This window comes from Tunturiibacter gelidiferens (assembly GCF_051013345.1).
Classification (GTDB): domain Bacteria; phylum Acidobacteriota; class Terriglobia; order Terriglobales; family Acidobacteriaceae; genus Edaphobacter; species Edaphobacter gelidiferens_A.
In genome coordinates this window covers 1,410,191-1,436,083 of record NZ_CP132939.1, presented here as the reverse complement: position 1 = coordinate 1,436,083, position 25,893 = coordinate 1,410,191, and the positions used below count along the sequence as shown (strand labels likewise).

Genomic DNA, 25,893 nt, shown 5'->3' with positions numbered 1-25,893 from the left:
CTCTTCCCTGCGCCGACGAATTTGCTCTATCGCGGGTGAAGTACTCATGGTTTTGCGGTCTGTGTCTTATAAAGATGATCAATGAGAGCAAATTCGGCACTTGCCTTCTCCACCAAACCCTCACTCCGATAGATCCTACCCAACAGAAAGTGCGCTGCCGAATCCTTCGGCTCAATCTCAACCGCCTTTTCCAACTCATCTTGCGCCTTCTTCAGATCTCCTTGCCTCTTATACAGTCCGCCGATCACGAAGTGAGTTTTTCGTCTCCAGGCGCCAGTTGCTCCCCTCGCAGCAGAAAGGGCAAGCCCTCCTCTGCATGATCTTCCTCCACTAAAAGCTTGCCCAGGTTGATATAGGGTTGTTCACTCGGCTGCTGATCGTTCTTCTGCCACTCGATCGCCTGACGGTATGCTGCTATCGCCTTTTCCGGCTGATAGAGCCCCTCATAAGCCAAGCCAAGATTATTTTCCGCCTTGACAGATCCGGGCATACGCTTGAGCGCCTCTTGAAATGCTCCGACCGCTCTGTCAAATTTCTCTTCGCTGTAAAGTATGCGTCCAAATGCGTACCACGCGTTCCCATTCTCCGGTCTCGAGCGTACCGCTTCTGCCATCCATTTATCCGCATCCTTGTAGTCATGTGCTAGCACATAGTCAAGGGCGACGCTCATCAGATCGTCAGCTTCTGGTCTTCTCAAACGTGCAGCGCTACTGTACTCGGCGAGTGAATCCGTCGGACGGTTTTCATGAAACAACGTACTCGCAAGCAAGTAATGCGCATCCGCAGAATCAGGCCGATCAGCGAGATAGTTACGCAACAGTCTCTCCGCCTCGACCCACTTGCCGGCGTTAAAAGCCTTGCTTGCATCGACCAGACCCGAGCCCTGCCCCTGCGCAATGCTGCAACATAAAATCGAACAAATGCAGATGGCACACTCGAGCCAAGCTTTAGAAAAACTCATGAAGTCACCATCTTTATCCTATCTTTTGGTTTACCACTCACGGAGATTCTTTCTGATCGCGTTCCGTGGATTAAGGAACGCTTTGTATGAGCCCTTGGCTCTGTGCTGGTTGAGGTCCAGTAGGAGAAGTGATGTTGCCAGTTTTCGGTCGGCCTCGGTGAGGGCCCAACCCCGTGCGCAGTCGTACCCGTTGCCAGCCTTGGTGATTCCAAGCTGTGGGTCGCTATCGCCGGACTGGCTGCGTCTCGGCCGCAGGCCGAGATAACAGCCGACATCACAACTTCGCTGGAAGCGCTCCTTGTTGCCCAGTGTCAGCACGAACGTCAGCGCGGTGAGATGTCCGACTCCATAGACTTTGATCAGCGCCTGGGTCTCCGGATACTCGGTCTCGGTGAGTTGCTTAATGGCGCGGTCATATTCCTTGATCTTTGCTTTCATCTCCGCGATCTGCTGGAGCAGAGGACCAAGTGCTTGAGCCAGATCTGGCGGCAGCACCGCCAGGCAACGCTTCGCAAAGGTCAGGGTGGACGAGGCAGGAACGTGTATCTACGAAGTCTGCTGATCGAATGCGCCAACCACATCCTTTGACCACAGGGACGAGACTCCTCAAATTGGGTAAGGCGAAGTGCGGAAAGCCCTCGGGAATGCCACCGAACTTACTGCTGATGGTTTCGATCGGGAAGCGGAACCCCGCCACCAGAGCTGTTGACAGGAAAAGCGCGACGATCGAACCTGGGAGCCGTTTCATTAATCGCGGCCATAGCAAAATGACAACCAACGAGGCCGATTGATGAGTTTTCTTTGTACATCAGACTTCATCGGTCCGCAAGCAGCTAGGTTTCTGGAAGCTCTAAAGTCATTTCGGCTTTGACGAAACCGGCTTTAAATTGATGAATAATCTCCGAGACGCCCAACGGATAGGCTATCGCTCCATAGCGAACGCATCAACAATAGTCGCTTGAGTGGAGTTCGAAATAGAAGAATGGGTTCTGCTGCAAGCTGCTCAAAACAGAGGAACAAATGAATGGTCGGGACGACTAGATTCGAACTAGCGACCTCACCCACCCCAAGGGTGCGCTCTACCAGGCTGAGCCACGTCCCGACTATGGTTTGCGCGTCAGCCCAAGCGGACGACGGCGGGGTATGCTGCAGTCCTAAGTGTACACGACTAGTCCATCTTTGCGGTTATCCGGCGGAACCAGCTACGTCGTCGGGGCCACAAACTCCTTCGGCAAGGAACCACCCTCGCCAAAGAAAAACTCGTTCATTTGTTCCACAAGAAATTCCTGCGCCTCGCGCGTCCACGGCTGCAGGCGGTACTCGTTCAAAAGCATCTTCTGCCGCTCTACCCACTCGCCCCACGACTTTTTCGAGACGTTCTTGAAGATCTTCTGGCCGAAGTCCGAATCGAACGGCGGCTCATCTAGCCCTTCCATCTCGGCCTTGAATCTTGTATCGAACACCATGTGTGCCATTCTCTAAACTCCTTTGGAACTTTTATTTTACGATGCCGTACGAATTATTGCGCAGCATCCGATAACTCCATGACTATTGCTTACGAGATAGTGACGGCGCCGCAACAGCAATGATGGCAGGCAACGAGGTCGCCGTCGCAGCTTTGGTCCATCCGCAACTGGCAAGACTGAGTAGCAGAACGCACGCTGAAGCTGCAGCTCCCATAGCAGCAGCCCTCGGGAAGCGATGCCATTCCGAAATTGCCTGGCGCTCGTACTCCTTATCGTGCAGCATTCGAGCAATCGTCCAATTTCACACGGCCCGGAATGCTGATCGCATGTGCCGCATTTCTCTCGGCCGCAACCATCATTTTCACCGTAACGATGCTCGTGCCGATCAATAATCGGACAGCGAAGATGAACGCCGCACGTCCCTACGACGGTTGGCTCGAAGACCGCGCACGTTGGGATATGCTTCACCGCATACGGGTCCAATGTTAGTTATCTCGGTTCTCCTGCTCTTCACAGGCCTATTCCAGACATCGCGTTGAGAACGGCTCAAACCAATTGCAGCCCCGATTTGCGAAATACCAGAGCTATTCAACGTCGTTTGCCCTTCGATTTCTTATTCCGCTCCCTAGCCTTCGACTTCGTCTTGCCCTTCTTACCCGAACGGTTAGGGCTGGAGTGGGGCCGATCTGAGCTCGTACTGGCAGCGGTCTTCGATTTACGAGGCGATCGCGGAGCGACCTCCCGTTCTGCCGCCAGCAAAGCGAACTGGAGTCGTCGCTGTTGACGATCAATGCGATCGAGCAGCACGTGTACCCGTTGCCCCATCTTGAACACCCGGCCATTCCGCGTACCAACAATTTGCCGATCCGCGTCGCGAAACATGTAGCGATCGTCTTGCAGCGAGGTCAGAGGCACTAGCCCTTCGATGAAAAGACTGTCCAGCTCCACGAAGAAGCCGTACTTCGTGCATGAAAGTATGATGGCGTTGAAGTCCTCACCCACACGGTCCTGCATGAACTTGATCTTCTTCCACTCGATCAGCTCACGCTCTGCATCATCGGCCCGCCGCTCGGACTGGCTCGACTCCGTAGCAATCGCTCCGAGCTCAGCCTCGGGTATCGGCCCTTCTAAAACCGGCCGTTCAGATTTCTCCGCGTGTCCTTTGCCGACCCTTTTCTCTCCCCATGGTTGAGGAGAGTCGGATAGGATCGCCGATCCCTCGGTATTTGCACCACTTTGAATGAGCTCCCGAAGCAACCGATGCACGATCAAATCCGGATAGCGCCGAATTGGCGAAGTGAAATGGGTGTAACTTGGACTCGCCAGCGCAAAGTGCCCCACATTTTTTTCACTGTAGCGCGCCTGCTTCAACGACCGAAGCATGAGGTAGGAGAGGATCCGCTCCTCTGGCTTTCCCGCAATCTTCGCAGTCAATTTCTGATACATCTGGGGCGTTACCGGAATCGACTCCGCCACCTCGTGCGTCTTCGCCTGTTTATTAGTTCCTCGCGCATCACGGCGATCAACCTTCGTTTGAATCCGTTTCACAGGCAGACTGCTGAGGCCGAGAGAATAGCCAAACTGGCTCGCCGTCTCTTCAAAATCGACGATTCGCTTCGGGTCTGGAACCTCGTGAATTCGATATACGCTTGCCACACCTTGCGACTCGATCCAGGTCGCGACGCATTCGTTTGCGGACAGCATGAACTCTTCGATCAATCGGTGCGACCACCCTCGCTGTGACCGAACGATAGCCTCCATGTTTCCATCTGGATCAAATTGAATCACGGGTTCGGGAAGATCGAAGTCGATCGATCCGCGGCGATGCCGTTTCGCATTCAGCTTCAGCGCCAACTCGTACATCCGTTCGAACTCCGGGACCAGTTCGGCGAACTCAGCCCGCGTCTCGACATTGCCATCGATCACGCCCTGAATCTGTGTGTAGGTCATCCGTTTGGCACTGCGAATGATCCCCTCAAACACTTCGTACTTCAACACCTCGCCGCGCCCATCGATCTCCATTAAGCAACTCAGGACTAGTCGATCTTCATCCGGTCGAAGACTGCACATTCCGCTTGAAAGCTGGGGCGGGAGCATCGGAATAGCACGATCTGGAAAATAAACAGACGTCCCCCGCAGCCGAGCCTCAAGATCAAGCGACGTCCCCGGTCTCACGTAATGACTGACATCGGCGATGTGAACCTGTAGCTCCCAGTTTCCATTCGGCAGCGGCTTCACCAACACCGCGTCGTCGAAGTCCCTTGCAGTCTCCCCATCGATCGTTACGATGTTCAGTCCACGAAAATCCCTGCGCCGCGCGATCTCATCCGCGTCCAAACCGGCGACAGTCTGTTCTGCAGACACTGCAGCTTCGGCGAGCACGTTTGCAGGAAATACATGCGGTAAATGGTGTTTGCGAATGATGATTTCTACATCAACTCCGAAAGCGTCCGGTGGTCCTAAGACCTCAATGATTCGTCCACGCGCCGGCCTTCCGACAGTCGGAAAGTCAGTGATCTCCACGTCGACCGCGAGGCCTTCGAGTGGTCTGTGCGGGTCCAACTCTCGCGACCAATGAGACTGTTGCGCCTCGGCCTCTTCCCCTAGAACACGATGCAGTGTCTGCTCCGCCGTCGATCGAATCTCCGCTCCCTCTGGAATCAAAATCGCCTGCGTCATCCGTTCGTCCAAAGGAGTAATGTAGTTCCCGTTGATCATGGGAGCGCTCTCCCAAGGACTTCCCCGCGATGCGTTCTGGCATAGTGAAAGATTCCTACCACCGTGGGATTTCTTCGATTCAGCACGCGGGCAATCCGACCGGATCGCCGGCCATCTCGTCCCAGCGGCGCTTCATCCACCAGGACTTCATCGCCCTGCATCGCACCGTTCAACTCATTCGGCGGAATAAAGAGATCATCGCTTCGATCCACGCTCCCATTCGGCCGCACAAATCCATAACCATCACGGTGAAGATCCAGTCGTCCCGCCAAGAGCCTATCCCGCGTCGCCCGATGCTCCGCCGGCATCTCGAGGGCACCGCGTTTCACACGCTTCGTCTTCTCCGGTGTTGCTGCTGGCAAACTCCACTGCTCACTATCAATCTTCACCAACTCGCCCCGCGCCGCGATCCGTGCGAGCTGCTCTAACAACAGCCGCCGCTCGCGTCCACCTCCCAATCCAAGTTCACGAATCAGCTGCTTATACCCAGCGCGATGGCCGGGTGAGCGTTCAATTAACCGCATCAACTCGCGATCAGTCTGTGGATAGGGAGTGTGTGCCATCGTCTCCGAGCATACAGCGCAGTCATTTTTCGCTTACTTCAAGGTCGCTGTTAGTGATTTGGACATCTCCGCTGCCTGCTCCAGCGTGATCCCATCCGGCATCTGCATAAAATCGGTCTGCACTTCATCCTCCTGCTGCCCGATGCTTTTAAAGAACAGTACCTTGCCCTCGATGTGCACGTGCGTCTCAGTAATCTGCCACATCCCCGGCGTCACCTCTCTTCGTTCCACACGGAACGTCCCACCCCCGCGGAGCCGCCCCAGCAGCCCCCAGCCAAACGTCACATCCTGGGTCAGCCTTCCGCTGATCGTAACGATCCGGTTCTGCCCCTTATTCACCACCAGCTTCCCCGCCATCTGTCCCAGTACACGCCCCTGAAAATCCGGCGGACTAAACTTTGGGTTCGGGTTAAAGTTCAGCGTGATGTTCTCCCCATCATCGCCCTGCATCTTCCAGGTGAAAGCATCCGGCAGCATCCGAAGCAGCTCCTCGGCATTCTTCCCGTCTTGTTGCCCGTCTTTTTCTGCTTCGCAAGTTGAGCCGGATCGTGAATGAAGGTCTTTACCCGTTCATCTTCAACCTTGGCCTCCGCCTCACTCAACGGACGTCCATTCCTGCTGATCAATCGCTTCACCGAACCGTGACCGGTCTCTGCCACGATCGAAACCTTATCGGTCCCGTCGCTCTCTGCATCGCGATAACGCCAATGCGAGTGGTCGTTCAGGTCTGCATTCAATTCTGCCTGCATCGCAACCCGAACGATCTCTCTCGGTTCCTGCGCACGCATCGGCAACAAGCCCGCAGCCAAAAACCCCGCCAACGCCACCAGCCGTACATAGACTTTCGAAATCTTCATAAGACCTACACTGTCTAAGATGCAGATTCTTCAATAACGTTAGCGTTTCTCGACTCTATCAAAATGCTGATGGAGAGGATGTTGTTTATGGCAAAAACAAACACCACCAAATTTACTGAGCCACTCCACCCACTAACTCACCCACTCCACCCGCACACTCTTCTTCCCCAATCGCAGCGCGGGTGACTCCCCCATAGCATCCCTTCCAAATGTCCTGCCCGAGATCTTTTCTCCATTCAAGCTCACCGCATTCTCGGCCAGCTTCCGTGTCGCCTCGCCAGCCGAACTCGCCAGCCCGACGAGCACGAGCAACTTCGGCACACGAACCTCCACCACACCGTCCATCGTGCTCATCAAACCTTCTTCAGCCAGCGACACCTTCACCACTGGCACATCGTCGCTCACACCCCGTTGCTGAAACACCTTCGCCCAGCTATCCGCGGCAACATCAGCCTCATCCTTCGAATGAAAGTCGCAGGTGATCGTCCACGCCAGGTTCTTCTTCGCCTGCATCGGGTGCAGCACTCCGCCCGCAACCTCCGTCTGCATCTGTGCAATCTCCGAGCCCCGCAGGTCCGTGAGCAGCGTCCAGTACTTCCACATCAGTTCATCCGAAATTGACATCAACTTCCCATACATTTCCGCGGCGGGTTCATGAATGCCGATCGCATTTCCGAGCGACTTCGACATCTTCTGCACGCCATCAAGTCCCTCCATGATCGAGGTCATCAATACAACCTGCTGCGGCTGTCCGAAGTGCTTCTGCAGATCCCTTCCACGCATCAGGTTGAACTTCTGATCGGTGCCGCCCAACTCGACATCGCACTTCAGCGCCACAGAGTCGTACCCCTGCGCAATCGGATAGATAAGCTCATGCAATGCAATTGGCTGCTCCTCGTTGAAGCGCTTATGAAAATCCTCGCGCTCCAGCATCTGCGACACCGTGAACTGCGCCATCAGCTTCACCATGTCGTAGTAGCTGAGCTTATCCAGCCACTCGGAGTTATACCGAACCTCGGTATTCTCAGGATCGAGAATCTTGAATACCTGTTCCTTATAGGTCTCCGCATTGGCCGCGATCTGCTCCGGCGTCAGCGGCTTGCGCGTTGCGTTACGCCCAGTCGGATCGCCGATCAATGCCGTCGAATCGCCGATTAGAAAGATCACCGTGTGCCCCAGCGTCTGAAAGTGCTTCAACTTTCTCAGCAGGACGGTGTGCCCCACGTGGAGGTCTGGAGCCGTCGGGTCGAATCCCGCCTTGATCCGCATCGGGACCCCAGTTGCAATCGACTTAGAAATGCGCTCTCTGAGCGCCTCCAGCGGAACAATCTCCGCAGCACCTTTGGTGATCAAATCAAGCTGGTCTTCAAGCGAAGGGAACGTAGACATATCCTCAAGTATAAAGACCCGGGCGTGAGGCCGAAGGAGATCGAGCCATTCGTTCTCGAACCTACGCAGTACGACATTGGTTATGTTCCCAAAATCGATCAGAAAAGACTTAAAAACCACGTCTTACAAATTCGTAGCTTGTGGTTCGACAAGTACATGTATTTAACCATTCAAGTCGCGTCAGAAGCGTCCCGACAGACAAACACTGAGTTACTCAATGACCGCGTCTATACGTTGAACTTGAAGAAGAGAATGTCACCATCTTTCACGATGTACTCTTTGCCCTCGGAGCGAAGTAAGCCTTTTTCCTTGACGGCCTGTTCGGTGCCATATTTGAAGAGGTCGTCGGAGGCGTAGCAGTCGGCCTTGATGAATCCCTTTTCGAAATCGGAGTGAATGACGCCCGCTGCGGCAGGCGCCTTAGTGCCGCGGCGAATAGTCCAGGCGCGAACTTCCTGCACGCCGGCCGTGAAGTAGGTAATGAGGTCGAGCAAGCGATAGGCGGAGTGAATAAGCCGGTTGAGACCAGGCTCGGAGAGCCCCATATCCTTGAGGAATCCGTCGCGCTCAGCGGGTTCTAACTGCGCAATCTCGGATTCGAGGGCACCGCAGATGCGCACAACCTGACTGCCTTCTTCTTCGGCGCGCTTTTCGACGGCAGCAGTGTAAGAGTTGCCTTCAATGAGGCCTGATTCGTCAACGTTCGCCACGTAGAGTTGAGGCTTCGCAGTGATCAGGAAAAGTTCACGAGATAGGATCTTTTCTTCTTCGGTAAGGTCGGCAGTGCGAGCCGGCTTACCAGCATTGAGGGCTGCCAGAAGTTTCTGCAGCATCGCGTGCTCAGCCTTGATCTTGCCATCGCTCGATGCTTTCGCAGCGCGCTCAACTTTTGTGTTGCGCTTTTCGACAGTGTCGAGGTCGGCTAGCAGCAGTTCAGTGTTGATGATGTCGATGTCGTGTAGCGGATTGACCCCGCCGGCCACGTGGATGACCTCGGGATCGTCGAAGCAACGCACGACGTGGGCTACGGCATCGGTCGCGCGGATGTGGCCTAGGAACTGGTTGCCGAGGCCTTCGCCCTTGGAAGCACCCTCGACGAGGCCGGCGATATCGATAAACTCCATGGTGGTGGGAACGAGTGACTTGGGCCTGATAAGCTCAGAGATTTTGGCGAGGCGCTCATCCGGCACGGTTACAACGCCCGTGTTGGGGTCGATCGTGCAGAAAGGATAGTTTGCGGCTTGCGCTTTGGCTGAGGTAAGGGCGTTGAAGATCGTTGATTTTCCTACGTTGGGGAGACCAACGATTCCGCAGTTCAATGGCATTGTGCTGTTTCCTTGTTACGAGGCTTGTTCCGGCGTCGTGGAGTTGTCTTTAACAGGATAGTTCATTGTTGGCTGCGGCCCATAAAGACATCCAATTATCTCGGCCCACTTCAAAGCAAGAGAACGTGTCAGTCGGACCATTGTGTTGCTGTTTCGGTAAGTTTCTTTTGCCCGATCAGAAATGACCGAGCGTTGACAAAAAATATGTGGCCTTGACCGAAGCGCGGGTTAGGCTTGGAGTGCGAGGTGACAGAGATGCAGCAGATACGTTTGATGTGCGTGGCCGCGGGGTTGATGATTTCGGGTACAGCATTGGCACAGGCGCCGGCGGCTCCAGTGGGGCCGAGTGGGCCTGCGGGTGAGGTGCAGCGTGGGTATGCGGCTCAAAAGGGCAACATCTTGAAGGCCGCCGATAAGATGCCGGAGAGCGACTACCAGTTCAAGCCGACGCCAGAGGTACGAACCTATGCACGGGTAGTGAACCATGTCACCGAGGCACAGTTGCGTACATGCGGCGCTGTCAATCGCACAGCTGCGAGCGACCTGGCGAAGGTTCCTGCCGAGACTGCAGACAAAGCAGCCATCGTCGAAGCACTGAAGGCCTCGTTTGCCGAGTGCGATAAGGCGTTCGCCGCTGTAACGGATGCGAATCTGGGAGATATGTTTGAGGTGTTCAACGCGAAGCGCTCGCGCATCGGAATAATGTGGGGAACCGTGTCGCATGACAACGAACAGTATGCGACGCTGGCGCTCTATCTGCGATTAAAGGGACTGGTGCCACCGAGTAGCGAGAAATAATTCACGCTTGTTGCCGTGAAATTTCAAGGATGAACACGCAGCAAGCGAAGTGCGTCCACAGAGTACCCTGTTGCGTTTAGGGGTTTGAGAGTGACCGCAATTGAGTATCTGGTCACGGCTCGCCAGTTGAAAGGCGACCGCGCTTCCTATCTGCTCTCGCAGCGGGCAGCGGTGATGCCTTCGCTTTGAGGGTACCCCCCCGGGGGTACCCCCTTTGTAAGTCTAATCATTGCAGCAGATACAAAAAATGGTATCTGCAAAATATTCATTCGATTGGGGTTGCGGCTAAATATTTCAAAACAAAGGAGAAAGCCCCGGATGACTGTCCGGGGCTTTCTGTTTTTGCTTTCTACATCAAGTATAGCTGAGCGGAGATAACTTATACGCCACGCGAATCTCCTTGTCTGGCGCGGGTTTTTGAATGATTGGGGCTTGACAGAATTCTGAGCGCGACAACGAGTCGCTTTTGCGAACTCATCTGCTGCGGCGCGCGCCGTAGAATGATTCCGTCAAACGGGCCCGCAGTGGATCGATACTTCAAATCGAGTTGCAGGAGATTTTATGAGGCGAGTTCTGGTTGCCCTGATGGTTTTTGTTGTGGTTTCCGGTTTTGCGATGGCACAGCAGGAGAAGCCGATGACCTTGAAGGCAGTTCTGCTGGAGCAGTTGCGGTCGACACATAACAAGGCGGAGTGGTTCGTTCCGGCGAATACGGCGGTGGCAGGGCTGACGCCGGCGCAGGCGAGTTGGACGGACAAGAGTGGGAATCACTCGGTGGGGCAGTTGGCGAATCATCTTGTGTTCTGGGATCGCGAGATGCTGGCGAAGTTCAAAGGCGAGACTCCGGCGAAGTTCGATGGCAACAACGACGAGACGTTCAACAGCTTCGATGCGAAGAGCTGGGATACCACGGTGAAGCAGTTGGACGAGGTGATGACGGAGTGGGAGAACGCGGTGGAGGCGGCCGACGAGGCGAAGGTTTCGCTGTGGGCTTCGAGGATCGCGCACGTTGGAGCGCACAATGCCTATCACATTGGGCAGATGGTGTATGTGCGGAAGCTGCAGGGAGTCTGGGATCCGAATAAGGGGGTGAAGTAGGGTAGACGGTCAGCCGGGCTCCTGGTAGATGCCGAGAACGTTGCCGCCGGGGTCGCGGAAGTGGGCGGTGATCTCTGACGCGTTGGGGTCGATGGGTTGGACGATCTCGCCGCCGTGAGCGGTGATGAGATCGACGGTGGCGACGGCGCTGTCGACCATGATGGAGACGACGATGCCGGGGTGGGTGGAGGGCGGACGGTTGAGGACCCACATGCCGCTGACCTGACCGACGCCGTCGTCGAAGGCGGTGGTACCGTCGCCGTGCTGGCGCAGAGACCAGCCGAAGCAAGCGGCGTAGAAGGCTGAAGAGATGGCTGCGTCCGTGGCGGGGATTTCGAGGTAGCAGATTTTTCCGTTGCCGATGGTGGGGGGCATAGTTGGCTCCTTCGGGGTGAGTCTACTGCAAAGTCAGCGGCTGGAGTGAAGAGTTGTGCGCGAGCGGGGGGAGGCTACAGCGATGAGAGTTGGGGCAGCGAGCGATAACTACGAGCTGGAGAGGTTTGTGGAGGCGCAGGCTGGAGTGTACGAGCAGGCCTGCGCGGAGTTGCGGGCGGGGAGGAAGCGTAGCCACTGGATGTGGTTCGTGTTTCCGCAGATTCAGGGGCTGGGGAGTAGCCCGATGGCGATGCGGTATGCGATCTCTTCGCTCGACGAGGCTCGGGCTTATCTGGAGCATGCTGTGCTGGGGCCGCGGCTGCGGGAGTCTACGCGGGTTGTGGTGGGAGTGCAGGGACGGACGGTGGGGGAGATCTTTGGGTCTCCGGATGATTTGAAGTTTCATTCGAGCATGACCTTGTTTGCGAAGGCTGCGGCGCCGATTGCCAAAACAGCGGCGGATTCGGGGGATGTGTTTGGAGAGGCTTTGAAGAAGTACTTCGGCGGGACGATGGATCAGGGGACGGTGCAGCGGATTTGACGCGAATTCGAAGGCTATTGCGAGTCGTCTCAGCAACTGCACGCTCGTGGACGGCATCTTCCTGTGCAGGGCCCGTCTTCAAACGAACGTAAAGGTGCACGGATGAACCGAGGTCTGAGGGTCACAGTAGTTTTCGTTATTGGTATGGCAGCGCCGATAGTGGCGGCGGGATGCGAGAAGCATGAGGCGCAGGCTACGGCTGCTGCTCCTGTTCCAGTTCCAGCGATGAAGCCCGCGCCGCCTACTCCGATCGACACGAAGAAGGCGGAGGTGGGTGGGCCGACGTGGGATCCGGAGTGGGACAAGATTGTGGAGCTGGCGCTGCCGCCGGCGATGCTGTCGGGACAGGTGCCGCATGATGTGAGGCGATTCTGCCCTGCGTTCTACGGGATGGCGGAGGACGACAAGCGGGCGTTCTGGGCTTATTTCTTTCAGGCGCTGGCGGGAGCAGAGGCGGGTCTGAAGCCGACGGTGCAGGTGAAGCATTCGCAGCCGGAGATGATGGTGAAGGATCAGGTGACAGGGCGACCGGGCCGGACCTCGGGCCTTCTGCAGCTTACGTATGGGGACCAGGAACGATATGGATGCGACTTCGACTGGGAGCACGATAAGAAGTTGAAGGTAGAGGATCCGGATAGGACGATCCTGCAGCCGAAGAACAATCTTGAGTGCGGCGTGAAGATTTTGGATAAGCAGATTATCGAGAAGCGGAAGGCGCTGCTGTCCGCATCGGGGTACTGGTCGACGCTGCGGCCGGGGACGGTGAGCTATCGAGTTTTTGCGAAGCAGATGACGAATGTTCCGGCGGCTTGTCGGGTGGAGAGGGGTGGACGGGTGGCTTCGCGGTGAAATCTGGTTGGCCGTATTCGTAGTACATTGCGAAGGTTAAGAAGGCGGTTCGCGCATGGCGAATGCCCACCTACGTAACTGCATAGATGGGCACCCCTTTTCTGGTTATCTGTTAGGGAACCTCTGCGTAGGCGTCTGACTTTCTGGGGTCAGGGAGTGGGCATGGAAGATGCGCGGGTTTTGGTTGGTTTGATGCTGTTGGAGGGCTAATTGGAACGCGCATCCGCCCGTTTTCCGGGGCTTCCAGGCGCACTACTGCCCAAGGACTGCCAGACGTTTGCGGTGCAGGTACAGGTTCACCAGCGCGAAGTTCGCGCACAGGCGGTGATGGTTCTTCGCGATGCCTCTGTATCTCACTTTGTCGAAGCCGAAGATGCGCTTCAGGATCCGGAACGGATGTTCTACCTTGGCCCGCACCCTCGACTTACTCCGGTTCTTCTTTTTCTGTAACTCGTCGACATAGTTTTTGAACTTCGTCCGCTTGCAGGTCATGTCCTGTGCCTTCGGAGCGGCCTCTTGGATGGCGTCGGTCTGGCCCTGATAGCCGCCGTCGCCCCACACCTTACGCTCTTGGCCGTGCAGCAGTTCCGGTAACATGTGGCAGTCCGCCACGCTGGCTGCGCTCGTCGCCACAGAGTGGACGATGCCCTCCCTCGCGTCCACGCCGATATGCGCCTTCAGGCCGAAGTACCACTGGTTGCCCTTCCTGGTCTGGTGCATCGCCGGGTCGCGCTCGCCACTCGCGTTCTGGGTCGACGAAGGCGCATGCAGGATGGTCGCATCGACAATCGTGCCCGTCGCGATCCGGATGCCCCTGGCATCCAGATGCACGTTCACCGCATCCAGCATCAACCCGCCCAGCTCGTGCCTCTCCAGCAGATGACGGAACCGCAGGATGGTCGTCTCATCCGGCGCAGGCGCAATCCCAAGGTCCACGCCAACGAACCGCCGCAGCGCCGCAGACTCGTACAACGCCTCTTCCACCCCAGGGTCCGACAGATTGAACCACTGCTGCACAAAGTAAGTCCGCAGCATGATCGCCAACCCTACCGGCTGCCGTCCCTTGCCCGCCTTCGCATAGTGCGGTCGTACCAGGGCTTCCAGCGCAGACCATGGAACCACCTGCTCCATCTCGTCCAGAAACAACTCCCGCCGACTCTTCCGCCCGTACTTCTCAAACACACCCTGACTCGACAGACTCTGCTGCTTCATCGCAATCTCCTCGCAGCTATCAGATTAATCAATCAGGCAAGCGATGCAGAACTTGTGCAGACTCTCCTTAGTCGGCTAATTGATCGTTACGCTCGCTGAGACCTGATGAGTGGCAGTCTGGCCGGCGAGGGTTGTCGAACCTGTAATGGTGAAAGGTGTTGTTACAGGTAGAGGTGCGTTGGAGGAAGGTCCTGCAGAACCTCCGCCGCTACAACCCAAAGCCAGACCAAGGCCGGCAGAGGCGAGCAGGAAGGTAACGAGCCGAGCAAATCCTCTGCGGCGAAGTGGGAGGAGGCCTGCCAGAAGAAGTGAAGCGAACGATAGAACGGCACTTTGCCCTACATGCCTACATCCAGGCTCTGCACGACCGTCGTTCGCCGCTATTGTTGTCGTCGTTACATTCACTGTGAAAGTCATAGGTTGCCCGTTCAGTGTGACAGCGGCCGTGCCGCACGACGCCCCCGATGGAAGGCCTGAACAGGTGAAGGTAATGTTGCCGGCGAACGATGCGACTGGCGTGAGGCTGAGGCTATAGCCAGCGGTTGATCCGGGTGACACGGTTTGCGTAGGAGATGCCAATGAAAGCTGAAAGTCAGTGACCGACTCTGCAATGACGCTGCTTGTCGAAGCCAAGTAGTTTTGATCCCCTGCATAGGAGACAGAGAGACTGTGCTGGCCGGTGGCAAGATTGGATATTGAAAATGTTGCCTGCCCACCTGAGTTGAGGGGCTGTTGTCCGAGTGATGTCATACCGTCTAGAAGTGTTACCGATCCTGTTGCTGCCAAGCTTTGCACTCCTGAGACCTGAGCGGTAAGCGTTAGCGGCGTTCCGACGAGCGCCTGATTGGCGCTGCTTGTTAGTGTGACAGCTGGTTTTACTGGCTGTCTTATCGACAGGAAGATCGAAACGTTTTGCGTGAGATAGTTGGTAACGATTATGTCCGGTAGACCGTCGCCGTTCAGATCAGCCAGCTGTAGTTGGTTGGATCCAGCCGGCTGCGCCGCCGTGAAGTCAGGAGCAGTCTGAGGAAATGTGCCAGTTCCGTTGTTGAGAAACACACTGAGTGAGGCAGAACTGCTGTCTGCGACGACGGCGTCTATCTTTCCGTCTCCGTCCATATCAGCCGCTCCTACAACAGGGGGAGCACTTGCTGGAGTCTGGCTGATTGGAGGAGGAGTTGCGAGAATGACGGCTTGAGAGTCGCTGAGCTGAAAGGTTCCGTTGCCATTTCCGAAGATAACGGAAGCTATATTGGCAGACCCAACAAGCAGATCGCGGTTTCCGTCTCCATTGAAGTCGGCTGACGTTAGAAACTGTGGTCTGAAAATATTGCTGGTTTTCAGGGTTGAGGGAGAAGCAAAGGATCCATCACCATTTCCGGAAAAGTACAGGAGACTATTTCCGGTGAAACCTGTAGCAATAAAATCGTCTTTCTTGTCATTGTTGAAATCACCGGCAACGATTCCAAAGAAGATGTCGTTCGGAGGCTGGTTGGCAAATGGCTGCAAACTAAAACCGCCATGACCGTCGCCAAGGTAGACATATAAGGGACCGTTTCCGCCAGCAATCAAGTCAAGGTGGGAGTCGTGATTGATATCAGCAACCGCCGCACCTAAAAAGCCAAAGGAGTTCGGTAGAGCTTGCTGCTGAGTGAACGTCCCGTCTCCATTCCCTGTTAGAAGAATGTCCGCCTGCAGCCCAGCTACAGTTCCAACGATCAGATCCTGCTTCCCATCTTCGTTGAAATCGCCGGCTACTATCGGTCCTACTCCGATAGCGCCTATCTGAAGAGTTGTGGAGATCGGTGCAGCAAAAGTGCCGTTTCCGTTATTGAGGTACACGACGACTCGTTTGTCTACGTCATCTGTGACGACGAAGTCGAGCTTTCCGTCTCCATTAAAATCAGCGACCGCGAGGCCAGTCAGATGTTGAAAGCCGGTATTGATGTCTTGACGGGGGTGAACAACTGGGGCGTGGAGGCGAGGGCCGGGATAGCAGAGAAGGTAAGCAGGCGTATAGCTCTGGATAGTCGCATAATTTGGCAGAGATCGGTTCAGTGGAACAAACGGATAATAACAGCACTCAGCTAGCAGGTCACGAGTAAATGCGGTTCAGCGTTCTGGCAAAGTGGATGGTTTCGCAGACGTTGTCTAGGTCTGGACGCTACGCTAAGAAGCCCCGCCCCACGATGTGATCGCATGAGTGGGGCGCTTGGTTGAGTTGTAGGTTATCCGATGACGCGATAGCCGAGCTGGAAGGGGTTGGCGGCGAGGCTGGCGATGAGATACCAACCGGTTGCTCCGATGTGGAGGGATGGTCCGTAGGTGAAGCCGAAGCCGGTGTCGAGAACGCTGGAGGATGCGACGACGCCGAGGCCGCTGGGGATGACCCTTCCACCTGCGGTCTGGCCGACGCCGAGGATCTGCTGGGCGTGCTCGATGTCTTTGAGGAGTTGAACGGCGCGGGAGATATCCGAGAGGAGAGAGAAGATTGGTTCGCCACCGCGCAGTGCTCTTGCGGTGAGCGCGGCAGAGGTGTGCGCGGTGCCTTCGAGCCAGACTGCATTCGGATCGTTGGCCGTGGTGACGAGACTCGCGGAGGAGAAGGTCATGCCGTGAACGGTTTGCGTTCCGGTGAGGCTGGAGTGTGGTGAGGACGCGGTGTCGGTGGTTTGGAGATTGGCAAGCGCCCAGTCGATGGTGCCGCGAGAGCGGGCGTCGAGGAAGGCCAGGTAGGACCAGGTCTGGCAGTCTTCCGGGATAGGTGAGGGATTGATGGTGATCTGATCGGGCAGAGTGCCGGTGAAGAAGAAGGGCCCTGACGGATTGAGCATCGCAAAGACGAATTGGAAGGCGTGTTGCGCGAGCGCTGCCCACGAGGTGCCATTGTTCGCGTGGCCGCCAGCGGTGAGTGTGTTGAGCATGGTGAAGAAGGCGTAGGTGTCGAGATTACCCTCGGTCGACTTTCCGTTGGGCGAGGGTTGAGATTGATTGAATTGGTTAATGATGGTGCCGAAGGAGTAGCCGCCTGGCCCCTGAGTGTTGTAGGTGTTCGTGACGATCCAGTTTGCAACGAGGAGTGCGCCGGCGAGGAATTGCTTGTCGCCCGTGCGGCGATAGAGTTGTGCGAGGGCCATTCCGGCCCAGGCCTGGTCGCCGACGGAGCTGCCAAAGAAGAAGAATGGAAATGCTGCAGGCGTGATGAAGGCGCCACTGCTGTCTGGTGCGTTGACGAAGTAGGCCTGAGCGAAACGGCCGTCGGCGATGGGGACGTTGGTGGCCTGGGCGTGGAGGAGGCCGAGGCCGAGGATCTTTGCGCGGGAGAGGTCGTCGGGCAGGCCGCGAGAGAGATAGGCGTGGATGGCGACGGCGTTGTCGTAGGTAAAGCCGGTGGCCTGGAGAGCGGCGTCGCTGTAGCTCTGGGAGAGGCGGATGGTTGAGCCGGAGGTGTAGGCGTCCATCATGAGGTTCTGGAAGGTGAAGGCGCGTGCGATGGAGTCGGCGGAATCTTTCGCGGCGGTGAGGGGTTGGACTGGCCGAGTTGTGCTTGAGCCGACTGCGGGGCGAAGATGGATGGCACTGCGCCAGCCACTGCGGCGGTGGAGACCATGCCGAGGAGACTACGGCGCGTGATGCTGTTTGCAGACATGTGGGGAGCCCTCCTTTTGGGCATCGCCACTCTACGCTGGGGTTTGGAAGACACGCAAGATTGTGAGTTGTTTTTTCACGGACATTTTCAGCACGTCAAATGTATGTATTTCAACTGGACGGCGGCGAGCGGAAGCCGGGGATCTTCAGGCAACCGCCAGGTCGACTTGATGGCGCAAAAGATTGAGAAGGTCGAGTTCCTGCTGCTGAAGCGGCTTGGGAAGGTCGGCGTCGGTCTCTTGAACGCGGCGTCTCACTCTGTCCAGCATCGCTCCGCTGATGTAAGAGTCGAGAACGGCGGGATGCACGTAGCATTTTTTGCAGACGGAGGGTGTGTTGCCAAGTCGTGCGGCGACCGATTTGATTGCCTGAACGATGTTCCGTTTAGCTTGCGTTTCGGATTCGAATGCCTCGAACTCGTAGAGCAGCTCGCAAGCGATAACGGTTCCGGCCCAGGTGCGAAAGTCTTTGGCGGTGAAGTCTTGTCCTGAGATCTCGCGGAGGTATTCGTTGACGTCGGCCGAGTCGATGGAGTGCTGTGTGCCGTCTTTGTCGACGTACTGGAACAGCTCGTATCCAGGGATGTCCTGGCAGCGTTGGACGATCTTTGCGATACGGCGATCGGTGATGTCAACGGCATGTTTGACTCCGCTCTTTCCCTGGAAGTTGAAGGTCACGGTAGAGCCGGCGATATCGACGTGTTTATTTCGCATCGTCGTTAGACCATAGGAGTGGTTCTGTCGGGCGTACTCCTCGTTGCCGATGCGGATGAGTGTTGTCTCCATGAGACGAACGATGGTGGCCAGGACCTTTGGGCGAGGCAGGCCTGGGATTGAGAGATCTTGTTCCACGCGCTCTCGAATCGCTGGCAGAGCTGCTCCGAAGATGATCATGCGCTCGTACTTGGTTTCGTCACGTATCTCGCGCCAACGAGGGTGGTAGCGGCTTTGCTTTCTCCCTTTTGCGTCGCGACCGGTGACCTGCAGATGGCCTTTTGGATTGGGACAGATCCATACCGCCGTCCACGCTGGAGGGATGACGAGGGATTTGATTCGAGCTAAGGTCTCGATATCGCGCACTGCCGTTCCGTCGGCGTCGAAGTAACGGAAAGTTTTGCGCCAGGGTTTGCGTTGGATTCCGGGCTTCGTGTCGGTGACGTAGCGCAATCCTGCGGCTTTTGCTGACTCCGCAGGATCGGTGACGATTTGCAGTTGGTTATTTCGCGGCATCAGATGGTCCCAGGTTTTTACCTGAGAATCTTGGATGCAGTTTGCGGAGGCTGAGAGCTTGCCGTGTGAGCAGGATTTGATAAGACGGAAGACGTCCCGTCGCCTGAACGCGCGAGGAGAAGAGGAAATAGAAGAACAAAACTGCGATTAGAACAAATATTGAAAGTAAAGCAGCCAGCCATCGACTGGATTCGGGCGCTCTGAACCTCTTGGCTGAAAGCCTGAATCGGTGGAGGTGGTGCTTGAACTCATCGGGATCCTTCGCTGCGCTCAGGATGACAGCAAAAGCGAGACTCGTCTATGGATAGATGCGGTTGAGCGTTCTGGCGAAGGAGATGGTTTCGCGGACGTGGTCGTGGCCGCCTCTTTTCCTATCTAGATATTTCGGCCGAACGTTTCCTGAACGCGCGAGGAGAAGAGGAAATAGAAGAACAAAATCGCAGTTAGAAAAATATTGAAAGTGAAGCAGCCAGCCATCGACTGGATTCGGGCGCTCTGAACTTCTTGGCTGAAAGCCTGAATCGGTGGTGCTGAACTCATCGGGATCCTTCGCTGCGCTCAGGATGACAGCAAAAGCGAGCCTCGTCTATGGATAGATGCGGTTGAGGGTGCGGGCGAAGGGGATGGTTTCGCGGACGTGGTCGAGGCCGCAGATCCAGGCTACGGCTCGCTCGATGCCCATGCCGAAGCCGGCGTGGGGGACGCTGCCGTACCTGCGCAGGTCGAGGTACCACTGGAAGGCGTCGAGGGGCAGGTTGTGCTCTTCGATGCGGGACTTGAGGAGGTCGTAGCTGTCGATGCGCTGGGAGCCGCCGATGATCTCGCCGTAGCCCTCGGGGGCGAGGACGTCGACGCAGAGGGCCTTGGTGGGGTCGAGCGGGTCGGGCTGCATGTAGAAGGCCTTGAAGGCGGCGGGGTAGCGGTGGATCATGACGGGCTTCGAGAACTGCGAACTGATGTAGGTCTCGTCGGGGGAGCCGAAGTCGTCGCCGTACTTGTGGGGGCTTCGAGCTTGCCTTCGGCGTAGGCCTTTTCGAGCATGGCGTGGGCTTCGTCGTAGCTTAGGCGGGGGAAGCGGTTTGCCGGAGCTGAAGTCGATTGCGCTTCGGGCGAAATGCGGGGTCTCTCCGCTCCGCAACAGACGATGATGCCGTCTGTTGCTCCGGTCGAGATGACGAATCTTTTTCAACTTCAACATCAGGGTGAGAAACAGCGGAATCAGTGGCGTCGGGGGTGGCTCCGATTCCGATGACGGCTTCGAGTTTGGCGATGTCTTTGCCGATGACCTTGAGGTCGGCGCGGTGCGACTCGAGAACGCGCGTGACGATGTGGGTGATGAAGCCTTCGGCGAGGTTCATGAGGCCGTCGAGTTCGAGGAAGGCGACCTCGGGTTCGATCATCCAAAACTCGGTGAGGTGGCGGCGGGTTTTGGATTTTTCTGCGCGGAAGGTGGGGCCGAAGCTGTAGACCTTGCCGAGTGCGAGGGCGGTCGCTTCGATGTAGAGCTGGCCGGACTGGGTGAGGTAGGCCTTGTCGTCGTCGAAGTAGTCCATCTCGAAGAGCTCGGAGGTGCCTTCGCAGGCGTTGGGGGTGAGGATGGGTGGGTCGGTGCGGATGAAGCCGTTGGTATCAAAATACTCTGAAGCCGCGCGCATGATGGTGGCCCTGACGCGGAGGATGGCGGATTGGCGCGGGGTGCGGAGCCAGAGGTGGCGGTGCTCCATGAGGAAGTCGACGCCGTGCTCCTTGAGGGTGATGGGAAAGGGAGTGTCTTCGGGGACGCGCTGGAGGACTTCGATGCTTTCGACGTCGAGCTCGTAGCCGGAGGGGGCGCGGGAGTCGGCGCGGACTTTGCCGGTGACGGCGAGGCTGGACTCAAGGGTTAATTCTTTTAGAGTGTTGAAGACCTCTTCGGAGACGGCTGCTTTGGGGACGATGCCCTGAATGGTGCCGGTGCCGTCGCGGAAGATGGGAAAGAGGAGCTTGCCTGAGGCGCGGAGGTTGTAGAGCCAGCCGCGGAGAGTGATGGTCTGGCCTTCGTGCTGGGAGAGAGAAGAGATGGTGGCTATGGGTGCGGAGGTTGTGCTTGTGGTGACTACAGATTCGCTCATTGGTTCCTTGTTTGTGCCTATGACAGGTGCTAATTGCTCCGGGCTTTAACTTCGGCGGCTCGTTTGAGGAGGTCGAAGGCCTGGGTGGCTTTGGTGGTGGCGGATTCGGGGGTCTCTTCGAGTTCGTGGGCGATCTCGAGGATGCCGGGGGTGTTGGCCGGGAGCGTGGCAATGTGTTTGGCGATGTTGTGCCAGTCGATGCCCAAACCTCCAGGGCCGGCGGTGCCGGGCCAGAGGTGGTCGTCTTTTTGGCCGAGGTTGTCGTGGAGGTGGAGCTCGGCGATGCGGGGCTTCAGGAGTTCGAAGGCTTCGTCGATGCCCTTGTTGTTCTCGGAGGCGGCGAGATGGGCATGGCCGATGTCGAGGGTAACGCCGACGCGGTCGAAGTGGCCGACTTTGAGGATCTCGAGGAGGTGCTCGGGGTGGTGATCTCGTTCTGGAGATTTTCAAGCAGGATGCGGACGCCGAGTGGATGCGCGAAGGCCTTGAGGTGCTCGATGGCGGTGAGGGAGTTCTCGAGGGCGCGGGGGTTCCAGGCATCGTCTTTGTTGCCAAGGTGGAGGGTGCAGGCGGTGATTGGAATCTGCTCGGCGGACTCGAGGGCGCGCTTGACCTCGTCCATGGCGGAGATGCGGCGTGATTTTTCGGGGTCGATGAGATTTGAATTTGGGGCGACGTGGCGGGACCACTGGGCGTCGGCGCGATCGGCGATGTAGAGGGGCTGGTGAAGTGTGGCTCCGACGCCGGTGTTGCGGAACCAGGTGGCGATGTCGCGGACGGCGGCGCGGTCGGCGTAGTCGAAGTGATGGCGGGCGGCGAAGAGCTCGATGACCTGAGCGCCGGATCTGTGGAGAGCGTCGAGCAGGCCGGGGTGCAGGCGCTGCGGGAGGAAGACGTGGGTGGAGAGTCCGGTTTGCATCACCTCTTAAGGTACAGCAGAGGGAGGGTTAGCGGCGTAGCGGAAGGGGTTCTGTGGGTGTTCGGCTAGAATTTGAGTCGGGAGGAGGGTTTAGATGAAGCTTGCTGTGCGGGTGGTTTTAGCGGGGTGTGTCGCCTGGGGGAGTGGGATGGCGCAGGGGCAGGTTGGGGGTACAGGTACGGCTGAGGGAGCTCCTACGCCGGCTCAAACTCCGGCGGTTGTGCAGACTCCGACTCCGGTGCCTCCGGTTTCGACACCGGAGGAGACGGCGAAGGAGATCGCCGAGATGGAAGCGAAGCTGGCGGACTGGCCGCAGTTGGGACGATATCGGGCGGAGAACGCAGCGTTGTCTCCGGTGGCGGCGGGGGAGCAGCGGGTGGTGTTTTATGGGGACTCGATCACGGATAGCTGGGGGCGGCTGGCGGGTACGGGGAGTTCTTTCCGGCGAAGCCGTATGTGAATCGCGGGATCAGCGGACAGACCACGCCGCAGATGGTGGTGCGGTTCCGGCAGGATGTGATCGATCTGCATCCGGCAGCGGTGGTGATTCTGGCAGGAACCAACGACGTCGCTGGGAACACGGGGCCGATGACGCCGCAGATGACTGAGGACAACTTCCGGTCGATGATCGATCTGGCGAAGGCGAATGGGATTCGGGTGATTGTCGCGTCGATTCTGCCGGTGGCAGATTATCCGTGGAAGCCGGGCCTGGCACCTGCGCCGAAGATCAAGGCTCTGAATGACTGGCTGAAAGGATACTGCGTGAATCATTCGGTGACTTACCTCGATTACTACGCGGCGATGGTGGGGCAGGTCGGCGGAATGAAGGCCGGCATCAGCTTCGATGGCGTGCATCCGAATGCGCGGGGGTATACGATTATGGCGCCGCTGGCGCAGGCGGCGATCGATAGGACTCTGGGTCGGTAGGTCGGTTCGGCGAGTCAGGCGGCTGAGAGGAGACGCTGAAGGATCTGTGCGTCTCCGAACGCTGCGCCTGAGGCTGTGTTGTCGAAGACGCACCACGTCTCTTTTGTTTTACGGGCTGCGATGGCTGCGGCGAGTGACCGGAGATAGGACTCCGGGTAGGCGGAGTAGTAGGTATGTGGGCTGCCGTGGAGTCGGCAGTAGATGAGTTGACTCCAACCGGCGGCCTGGGCGGCTGCGGGGACACAGGCGGGATCGGCGGCCACTCTTGAGATGTGGAAGTTCTTGAGAAGGTCGTCGGCTTCGGTGGCGAACCAGGTGGAATGCCGAGGTTCGAAGACGACTGCGCCTTGGTGGAGATCGCGCAGCCTGGTGAAGAAGGCTTTGGCGACGGCCGGGTTGAAAGCTAAGCTGGGCGGGAGCTGAAAGAGGATGGGGCCCAATTTTTGAGCGAGGGTGTTTGCTTCGGTGAGGAAGATTTGTAACTGCGCGGGTTCGCAGGCGAGGTTCGCTTCGTGGGTAATGGCCTTTGGAGCTTTGACGGAGAAGCGGAAGTCTTCGGGGACGGAGTCTGCCCACTTCGCCCAGGTGGAGAGGCGATGGGAGCGGGAGAAGGAGGAGTTGATCTCGGCGCAGTTGAAGATTTGCGAGTAGCGGGCGAGATGGGTTCCTTGCGGCGGGATGTCCAAATATCGCTTCGCGATGCTCCAGCCGGCGGTGCCGATGCGCAGGTGACTCATGCTTTGGTTCGATGCCATTGGGCTTGTTGCGGCTTGCTGTCCAAAGGCCGGCTATGCCTCCGGGCTAATGCTTTCCGGCGGTATCGATCAGTTGTTGTAGCGGTGGGAGTATGACGAAGTCGGTTAGCTCGGAGTGGTCTGCGGCTGTCTTCAGGAAAGCGCTTTGCGCTTCGATCCAGGCTGTCGTTGGTGGGGTGTGGGACTCGATGGCTGTGAGAGATTGGATTCCCAGCTGGCCGAGTTGAGGCAGTTGGGCGCGGCGAAGAGTGAGTTGGTTCAGCTTCGGGTGCTCGGGGGCGAGGGCGTCGAGCGCTGGGCCAGAGGCGATCCACGACTGGAAAAGAGTTTGAAGTTGCTGGTGCGCGGCGACGTGCTCGGCCGGAGAGCTGCTGTTCACGTAGCGGTCGACGAGGAGACGCAGGTCTTCGCGGAGGGGTGGGTCGGGGCGTGTGTAGTCGACGGCGTTGCCCATGGGAGTGAGCTGTGAGGTCTTCTGCTGCGCGTAGCGTTCGTGGAAAGGGACCGGGGAGAGCGTGGAGATGAGGACGGCGAGCTGGGAGGCTGCGGCTTCGCTTCCTGCGAGCTGGCGCAGGCCTGATTCGGGGGCGGAGATGTGGGTGAGGCCAAGGCCGTCGAGGCGGATGGATTCGATCTCGAGGCGACGATACATGTCGGGGACGTCGCGGGTCTGTCGGGGCGACCAGAAGCGTTCGGCCAGAGCGGCGGTGCGAGGCCAGACGCGGGAGTCGACGGTCTGCGCAGTGATTTGTTCGGCCCACATGCAGACTTCGCCGCCGAGGATGAGCTTTTGCTGGTCGGCGGTGAGGGTGGAGTTGTCGGGGATGGGATCGTCTAGATACATCCGCTCGGCGGTCTTCATGGCGTCGAGATAGTAGGGCGCGGAGAGGATGCCGCGGTTGCCTTGTCTGGCAGCGACGGCGAGCGACTCAACGCCGCGCCAGCTCTGGATGACGGCGTCTTTCGGAGTGCCGGGGGTGAGGATCTCGTCCCAGCCGACCATCTGTTTGCGGTGTTCGTGGACGAGCGCGAGGACGCGGGTGCTGAAGTAGGTTTGCAGCTCGTCGGTGGACTTCATGTTGTGTGCGTGCATGAAGGCGACGATGGAGGGGTTGGCCTTCCAGTCGGCTCCGTTGCTCTCGTCGCCGCCGAGGTGGAGGTAGTCGTCGGGGAACAGCGCGGCCATCTCGCCGATGAAGGCATCGAGGAACTTGTAGGTGCTATCGCGGGTGGGGTCGAGTGCGCCGTCCCAGATGCCGAAGGTTCGGGAGATCTCGTAGGGGCGCTGGACACTGCCGAACTGCGGCATACCGACGAGCCAGCTGGTGACGTGGCCGGGGATGTCGAACTCGGGCACGATGCGGATGCCGCGGGCGCTGGCGTAGGCGATGACGTCGCGGACCTGATCCTGGGTGTAGAAGAGGCCGTCAGACCCCTTGGCTGTGAGGAGAGGAAGCGCTTGCTTTCGATACGAAAGCCCTGGTCGTCGGTGAGGTGCCAGTGGAAGACGTTGAGTTTGACGGCGGCCATGGCGTCGAGCGTGCGATAGACAACCGGCAGAGGCATGAAGTGTCGGCTGACGTCGAGCATGAAGCCGCGCCAGGGGAACCGGGGGAGTCGTTGATCTCCACCGCGGGAAAGACATAGTGGCCGTCTTCGGCCTGCACGAGTTGCTGGATGGTTTCGAGGCCGTGGAGGGCCCCGAAGACAGTTTGGGCCCGGAGGATGATTTTGCTGGAGGTTGCGCTGAGGGAGTAGGCTTCGTCGGTCTCAAGCGTGGGGCGCGTGCCAGTGGAGTCCTGCACCTGAATAGTCAGGGTGGGGCTTGGGGACTGGAGATCTTTGCCGATTGGAATGCCGGTGTTTCTTTCGAGGCTATTGAGTACGCGGCGAGTGGCCGCTTCAAGAATAGGGTTGTGCGCACCGCTGAGGGAGACTGTGAAGTCCTTCGTGATGGAGAGGGAGCCGGTGCCGGCGATGATGTTTGATGGCGCCGGAAGGAGCGTGTTTTGGAAGGTTTGCGACTGTGCGGTGGCCATAAGCGAGGCGAGAAGGCAGAGTGACCCGAGGCTGGTTGCTCTGGCACGAAAAAGGGCCAGAGTCGATGCGTGATTCATTCTTGCTCCTTGTGGGTGGGCGGTGAGTCCCGGCA

25 protein-coding genes, 1 tRNA gene and 4 pseudogenes are annotated in these 25,893 nt (G+C 57.7%); 7 read left to right on the top strand and 23 right to left on the bottom strand.

Annotated elements, in window-relative coordinates:
- Positions 1-44: 44 nt before the first annotated feature.
- The 5 genes from RBB80_RS07030 to RBB80_RS07010 form a co-directional block, all read right to left on the bottom strand.
- The gene (locus RBB80_RS07030) at positions 45-248 is read right to left on the bottom strand and encodes a tetratricopeptide repeat protein (RefSeq protein ID WP_433967503.1); all 204 of its coding nucleotides are present in this window, start codon (positions 246-248) and stop codon (positions 45-47) included.
- Entirely contained in the window at positions 245-961 is a 717-nt protein-coding gene (locus RBB80_RS07025) for a tetratricopeptide repeat protein (RefSeq protein WP_433967502.1), read from the bottom strand. Before RBB80_RS07025 ends, RBB80_RS07030 begins: the two co-directional genes overlap by 4 nt.
- A 30-nt stretch (positions 962-991) precedes the next feature.
- Positions 992-1,399 (bottom strand): transposase, encoded by a 408-nt coding sequence (locus RBB80_RS07020; RefSeq protein ID WP_433967501.1) that lies wholly within the window; start codon positions 1,397-1,399, stop codon positions 992-994.
- Between the two features lie 587 nt (positions 1,400-1,986).
- Positions 1,987-2,063: transfer RNA gene (locus RBB80_RS07015), tRNA-Pro, on the bottom strand.
- 100 nt (positions 2,064-2,163) lie between these two features.
- On the bottom strand, positions 2,164-2,436 hold the full coding sequence (locus RBB80_RS07010; protein WP_179581140.1) for an oxidative damage protection protein: 273 nt from the start codon (positions 2,434-2,436) through the stop codon (positions 2,164-2,166).
- 240 nt (positions 2,437-2,676) lie between these two features.
- On the opposite strand from RBB80_RS07010, the gene RBB80_RS07005 reads away from it, so the two are divergent.
- Positions 2,677-2,916 carry a DUF1772 domain-containing protein gene (locus RBB80_RS07005; protein WP_433967500.1) on the top strand — a complete coding sequence of 80 codons (240 nt, stop codon included), beginning with the start codon at positions 2,677-2,679 and terminating at the stop codon, positions 2,914-2,916.
- A 99-nt stretch (positions 2,917-3,015) separates the two neighbouring features.
- Here RBB80_RS07005 and RBB80_RS07000 read toward each other — a convergent pair whose 3' ends face one another.
- The 6 genes from RBB80_RS07000 to ychF form a co-directional block, all read right to left on the bottom strand.
- Positions 3,016-5,145 (bottom strand): ribonuclease R family protein, encoded by a 2,130-nt coding sequence (locus tag RBB80_RS07000; protein ID WP_433967499.1) that lies wholly within the window; start codon positions 5,143-5,145, stop codon positions 3,016-3,018.
- Entirely contained in the window at positions 5,142-5,708 is a 567-nt protein-coding gene (locus RBB80_RS06995; protein ID WP_433967498.1) for a hypothetical protein, read from the bottom strand. Before RBB80_RS06995 ends, RBB80_RS07000 begins: the two co-directional genes overlap by 4 nt.
- A gap of 33 nt (positions 5,709-5,741) precedes the next feature.
- Positions 5,742-6,185, bottom strand: coding sequence for a hypothetical protein (locus tag RBB80_RS06990; RefSeq protein WP_433967497.1), 444 nt, complete (start codon positions 6,183-6,185; stop codon positions 5,742-5,744).
- Positions 6,125-6,565, bottom strand: coding sequence for a hypothetical protein (locus tag RBB80_RS06985; RefSeq protein WP_433967496.1), 441 nt, complete (start codon positions 6,563-6,565; stop codon positions 6,125-6,127). Before RBB80_RS06985 ends, RBB80_RS06990 begins: the two co-directional genes overlap by 61 nt.
- 132 nt (positions 6,566-6,697) lie before the next feature.
- Positions 6,698-7,954, bottom strand: coding sequence for a tyrosine--tRNA ligase (gene tyrS / locus RBB80_RS06980; protein WP_433967495.1), 1,257 nt, complete (start codon positions 7,952-7,954; stop codon positions 6,698-6,700).
- 227 nt (positions 7,955-8,181) lie between these two features.
- Positions 8,182-9,279 carry a redox-regulated ATPase YchF gene (ychF, locus tag RBB80_RS06975; protein ID WP_433967494.1) on the bottom strand — a complete coding sequence of 366 codons (1,098 nt, stop codon included), beginning with the start codon at positions 9,277-9,279 and terminating at the stop codon, positions 8,182-8,184.
- A gap of 255 nt (positions 9,280-9,534) precedes the next feature.
- On the opposite strand from ychF, the gene RBB80_RS06970 reads away from it, so the two are divergent.
- Together RBB80_RS06970 and RBB80_RS06965 are read left to right on the top strand one after the other, a co-directional pair.
- Positions 9,535-10,077, top strand: coding sequence for a DinB family protein (locus tag RBB80_RS06970; RefSeq protein WP_433967493.1), 543 nt, complete (start codon positions 9,535-9,537; stop codon positions 10,075-10,077).
- Positions 10,078-10,638: 561 nt separating this feature from the next.
- The gene (locus tag RBB80_RS06965; RefSeq protein WP_433967492.1) at positions 10,639-11,175 is read left to right on the top strand and encodes a DinB family protein; all 537 of its coding nucleotides are present in this window, start codon (positions 10,639-10,641) and stop codon (positions 11,173-11,175) included.
- A gap of 9 nt (positions 11,176-11,184) precedes the next feature.
- Here the strand turns inward: RBB80_RS06965 and RBB80_RS06960 are convergent, their stop codons facing one another.
- On the bottom strand, positions 11,185-11,550 hold the full coding sequence (locus RBB80_RS06960) for a VOC family protein (RefSeq protein ID WP_433967491.1): 366 nt from the start codon (positions 11,548-11,550) through the stop codon (positions 11,185-11,187).
- Positions 11,551-11,632: 82 nt separating this feature from the next.
- Here RBB80_RS06960 and RBB80_RS06955 point away from each other — a divergent pair, with 82 nt between their 5' ends.
- Together RBB80_RS06955 and RBB80_RS06950 are read left to right on the top strand one after the other, a co-directional pair.
- Positions 11,633-12,091, top strand: a complete 459-nt coding sequence (locus RBB80_RS06955; protein WP_433967490.1) for a DUF1810 domain-containing protein — start codon at positions 11,633-11,635, stop codon at positions 12,089-12,091.
- A 102-nt stretch (positions 12,092-12,193) separates the two neighbouring features.
- Complete coding sequence (locus RBB80_RS06950) at positions 12,194-12,940, top strand: hypothetical protein (RefSeq protein ID WP_433967489.1); 747 nt, start codon at positions 12,194-12,196, stop codon at positions 12,938-12,940.
- Positions 12,941-13,192: 252 nt separating this feature from the next.
- Here RBB80_RS06950 and RBB80_RS06945 read toward each other — a convergent pair whose 3' ends face one another.
- The 7 genes and pseudogenes from RBB80_RS06945 to RBB80_RS06915 all read right to left on the bottom strand — a co-directional run bounded on the left by RBB80_RS06945 (position 13,193) and on the right by RBB80_RS06915 (position 22,059).
- Positions 13,193-14,152 (bottom strand): IS5 family transposase, encoded by a 960-nt coding sequence (locus RBB80_RS06945; protein ID WP_433964127.1) that lies wholly within the window; start codon positions 14,150-14,152, stop codon positions 13,193-13,195.
- Between the two features lie 75 nt (positions 14,153-14,227).
- Positions 14,228-16,078 carry an FG-GAP-like repeat-containing protein gene (locus tag RBB80_RS06940; RefSeq protein WP_433969551.1) on the bottom strand — a complete coding sequence of 617 codons (1,851 nt, stop codon included), beginning with the start codon at positions 16,076-16,078 and terminating at the stop codon, positions 14,228-14,230.
- 302 nt (positions 16,079-16,380) lie between these two features.
- Positions 16,381-17,616, bottom strand: coding sequence for a hypothetical protein (locus tag RBB80_RS06935; protein WP_433967488.1), 1,236 nt, complete (start codon positions 17,614-17,616; stop codon positions 16,381-16,383).
- A complete protein-coding gene (locus RBB80_RS06930) occupies positions 17,613-17,801 on the bottom strand; it encodes a twin-arginine translocation signal domain-containing protein (RefSeq protein ID WP_433967487.1) in 189 nt (62 codons plus the stop codon). Before RBB80_RS06930 ends, RBB80_RS06935 begins: the two co-directional genes overlap by 4 nt.
- A 145-nt stretch (positions 17,802-17,946) precedes the next feature.
- Entirely contained in the window at positions 17,947-19,029 is a 1,083-nt protein-coding gene (locus RBB80_RS06925) for a DNA topoisomerase IB (RefSeq protein WP_433967486.1), read from the bottom strand.
- 586 nt (positions 19,030-19,615) lie between these two features.
- Positions 19,616-21,140: pseudogene (locus RBB80_RS06920) on the bottom strand (asparagine--tRNA ligase).
- A 29-nt stretch (positions 21,141-21,169) separates the two neighbouring features.
- Positions 21,170-22,059: pseudogene (locus tag RBB80_RS06915) on the bottom strand (sugar phosphate isomerase/epimerase family protein).
- Positions 22,060-22,153: 94 nt separating this feature from the next.
- Here RBB80_RS06915 and RBB80_RS06910 point away from each other — a divergent pair.
- Together RBB80_RS06910 and RBB80_RS06905 are read left to right on the top strand one after the other, a co-directional pair.
- A complete protein-coding gene (locus tag RBB80_RS06910; protein ID WP_433967485.1) occupies positions 22,154-22,519 on the top strand; it encodes a hypothetical protein in 366 nt (121 codons plus the stop codon).
- Complete coding sequence (locus RBB80_RS06905; protein WP_433967484.1) at positions 22,516-22,986, top strand: GDSL-type esterase/lipase family protein; 471 nt, start codon at positions 22,516-22,518, stop codon at positions 22,984-22,986. The genes RBB80_RS06910 and RBB80_RS06905 overlap by 4 nt, the downstream gene beginning before the upstream one ends.
- A gap of 14 nt (positions 22,987-23,000) precedes the next feature.
- Here the strand turns inward: RBB80_RS06905 and RBB80_RS06900 are convergent, their stop codons facing one another.
- The 4 genes and pseudogenes from RBB80_RS06900 to RBB80_RS06885 all read right to left on the bottom strand — a co-directional run.
- The gene (locus tag RBB80_RS06900; RefSeq protein WP_433967483.1) at positions 23,001-23,723 is read right to left on the bottom strand and encodes a DUF72 domain-containing protein; all 723 of its coding nucleotides are present in this window, start codon (positions 23,721-23,723) and stop codon (positions 23,001-23,003) included.
- Positions 23,724-23,787: 64 nt separating this feature from the next.
- Positions 23,788-25,131: a family 20 glycosylhydrolase gene (locus tag RBB80_RS06895; protein WP_433969549.1), complete on the bottom strand. Its 1,344-nt coding sequence runs from the start codon at positions 25,129-25,131 to the stop codon at positions 23,788-23,790.
- A gap of 122 nt (positions 25,132-25,253) precedes the next feature.
- Positions 25,254-25,307 (bottom strand): annotated as a pseudogene (locus tag RBB80_RS06890) (hypothetical protein); the annotation flags it as partial.
- A 110-nt stretch (positions 25,308-25,417) separates the two neighbouring features.
- Positions 25,418-25,780 (bottom strand): annotated as a pseudogene (locus tag RBB80_RS06885) (beta-N-acetylhexosaminidase family protein); the annotation flags it as partial.
- Between the last annotated feature and the right edge of the window lie 113 nt (positions 25,781-25,893).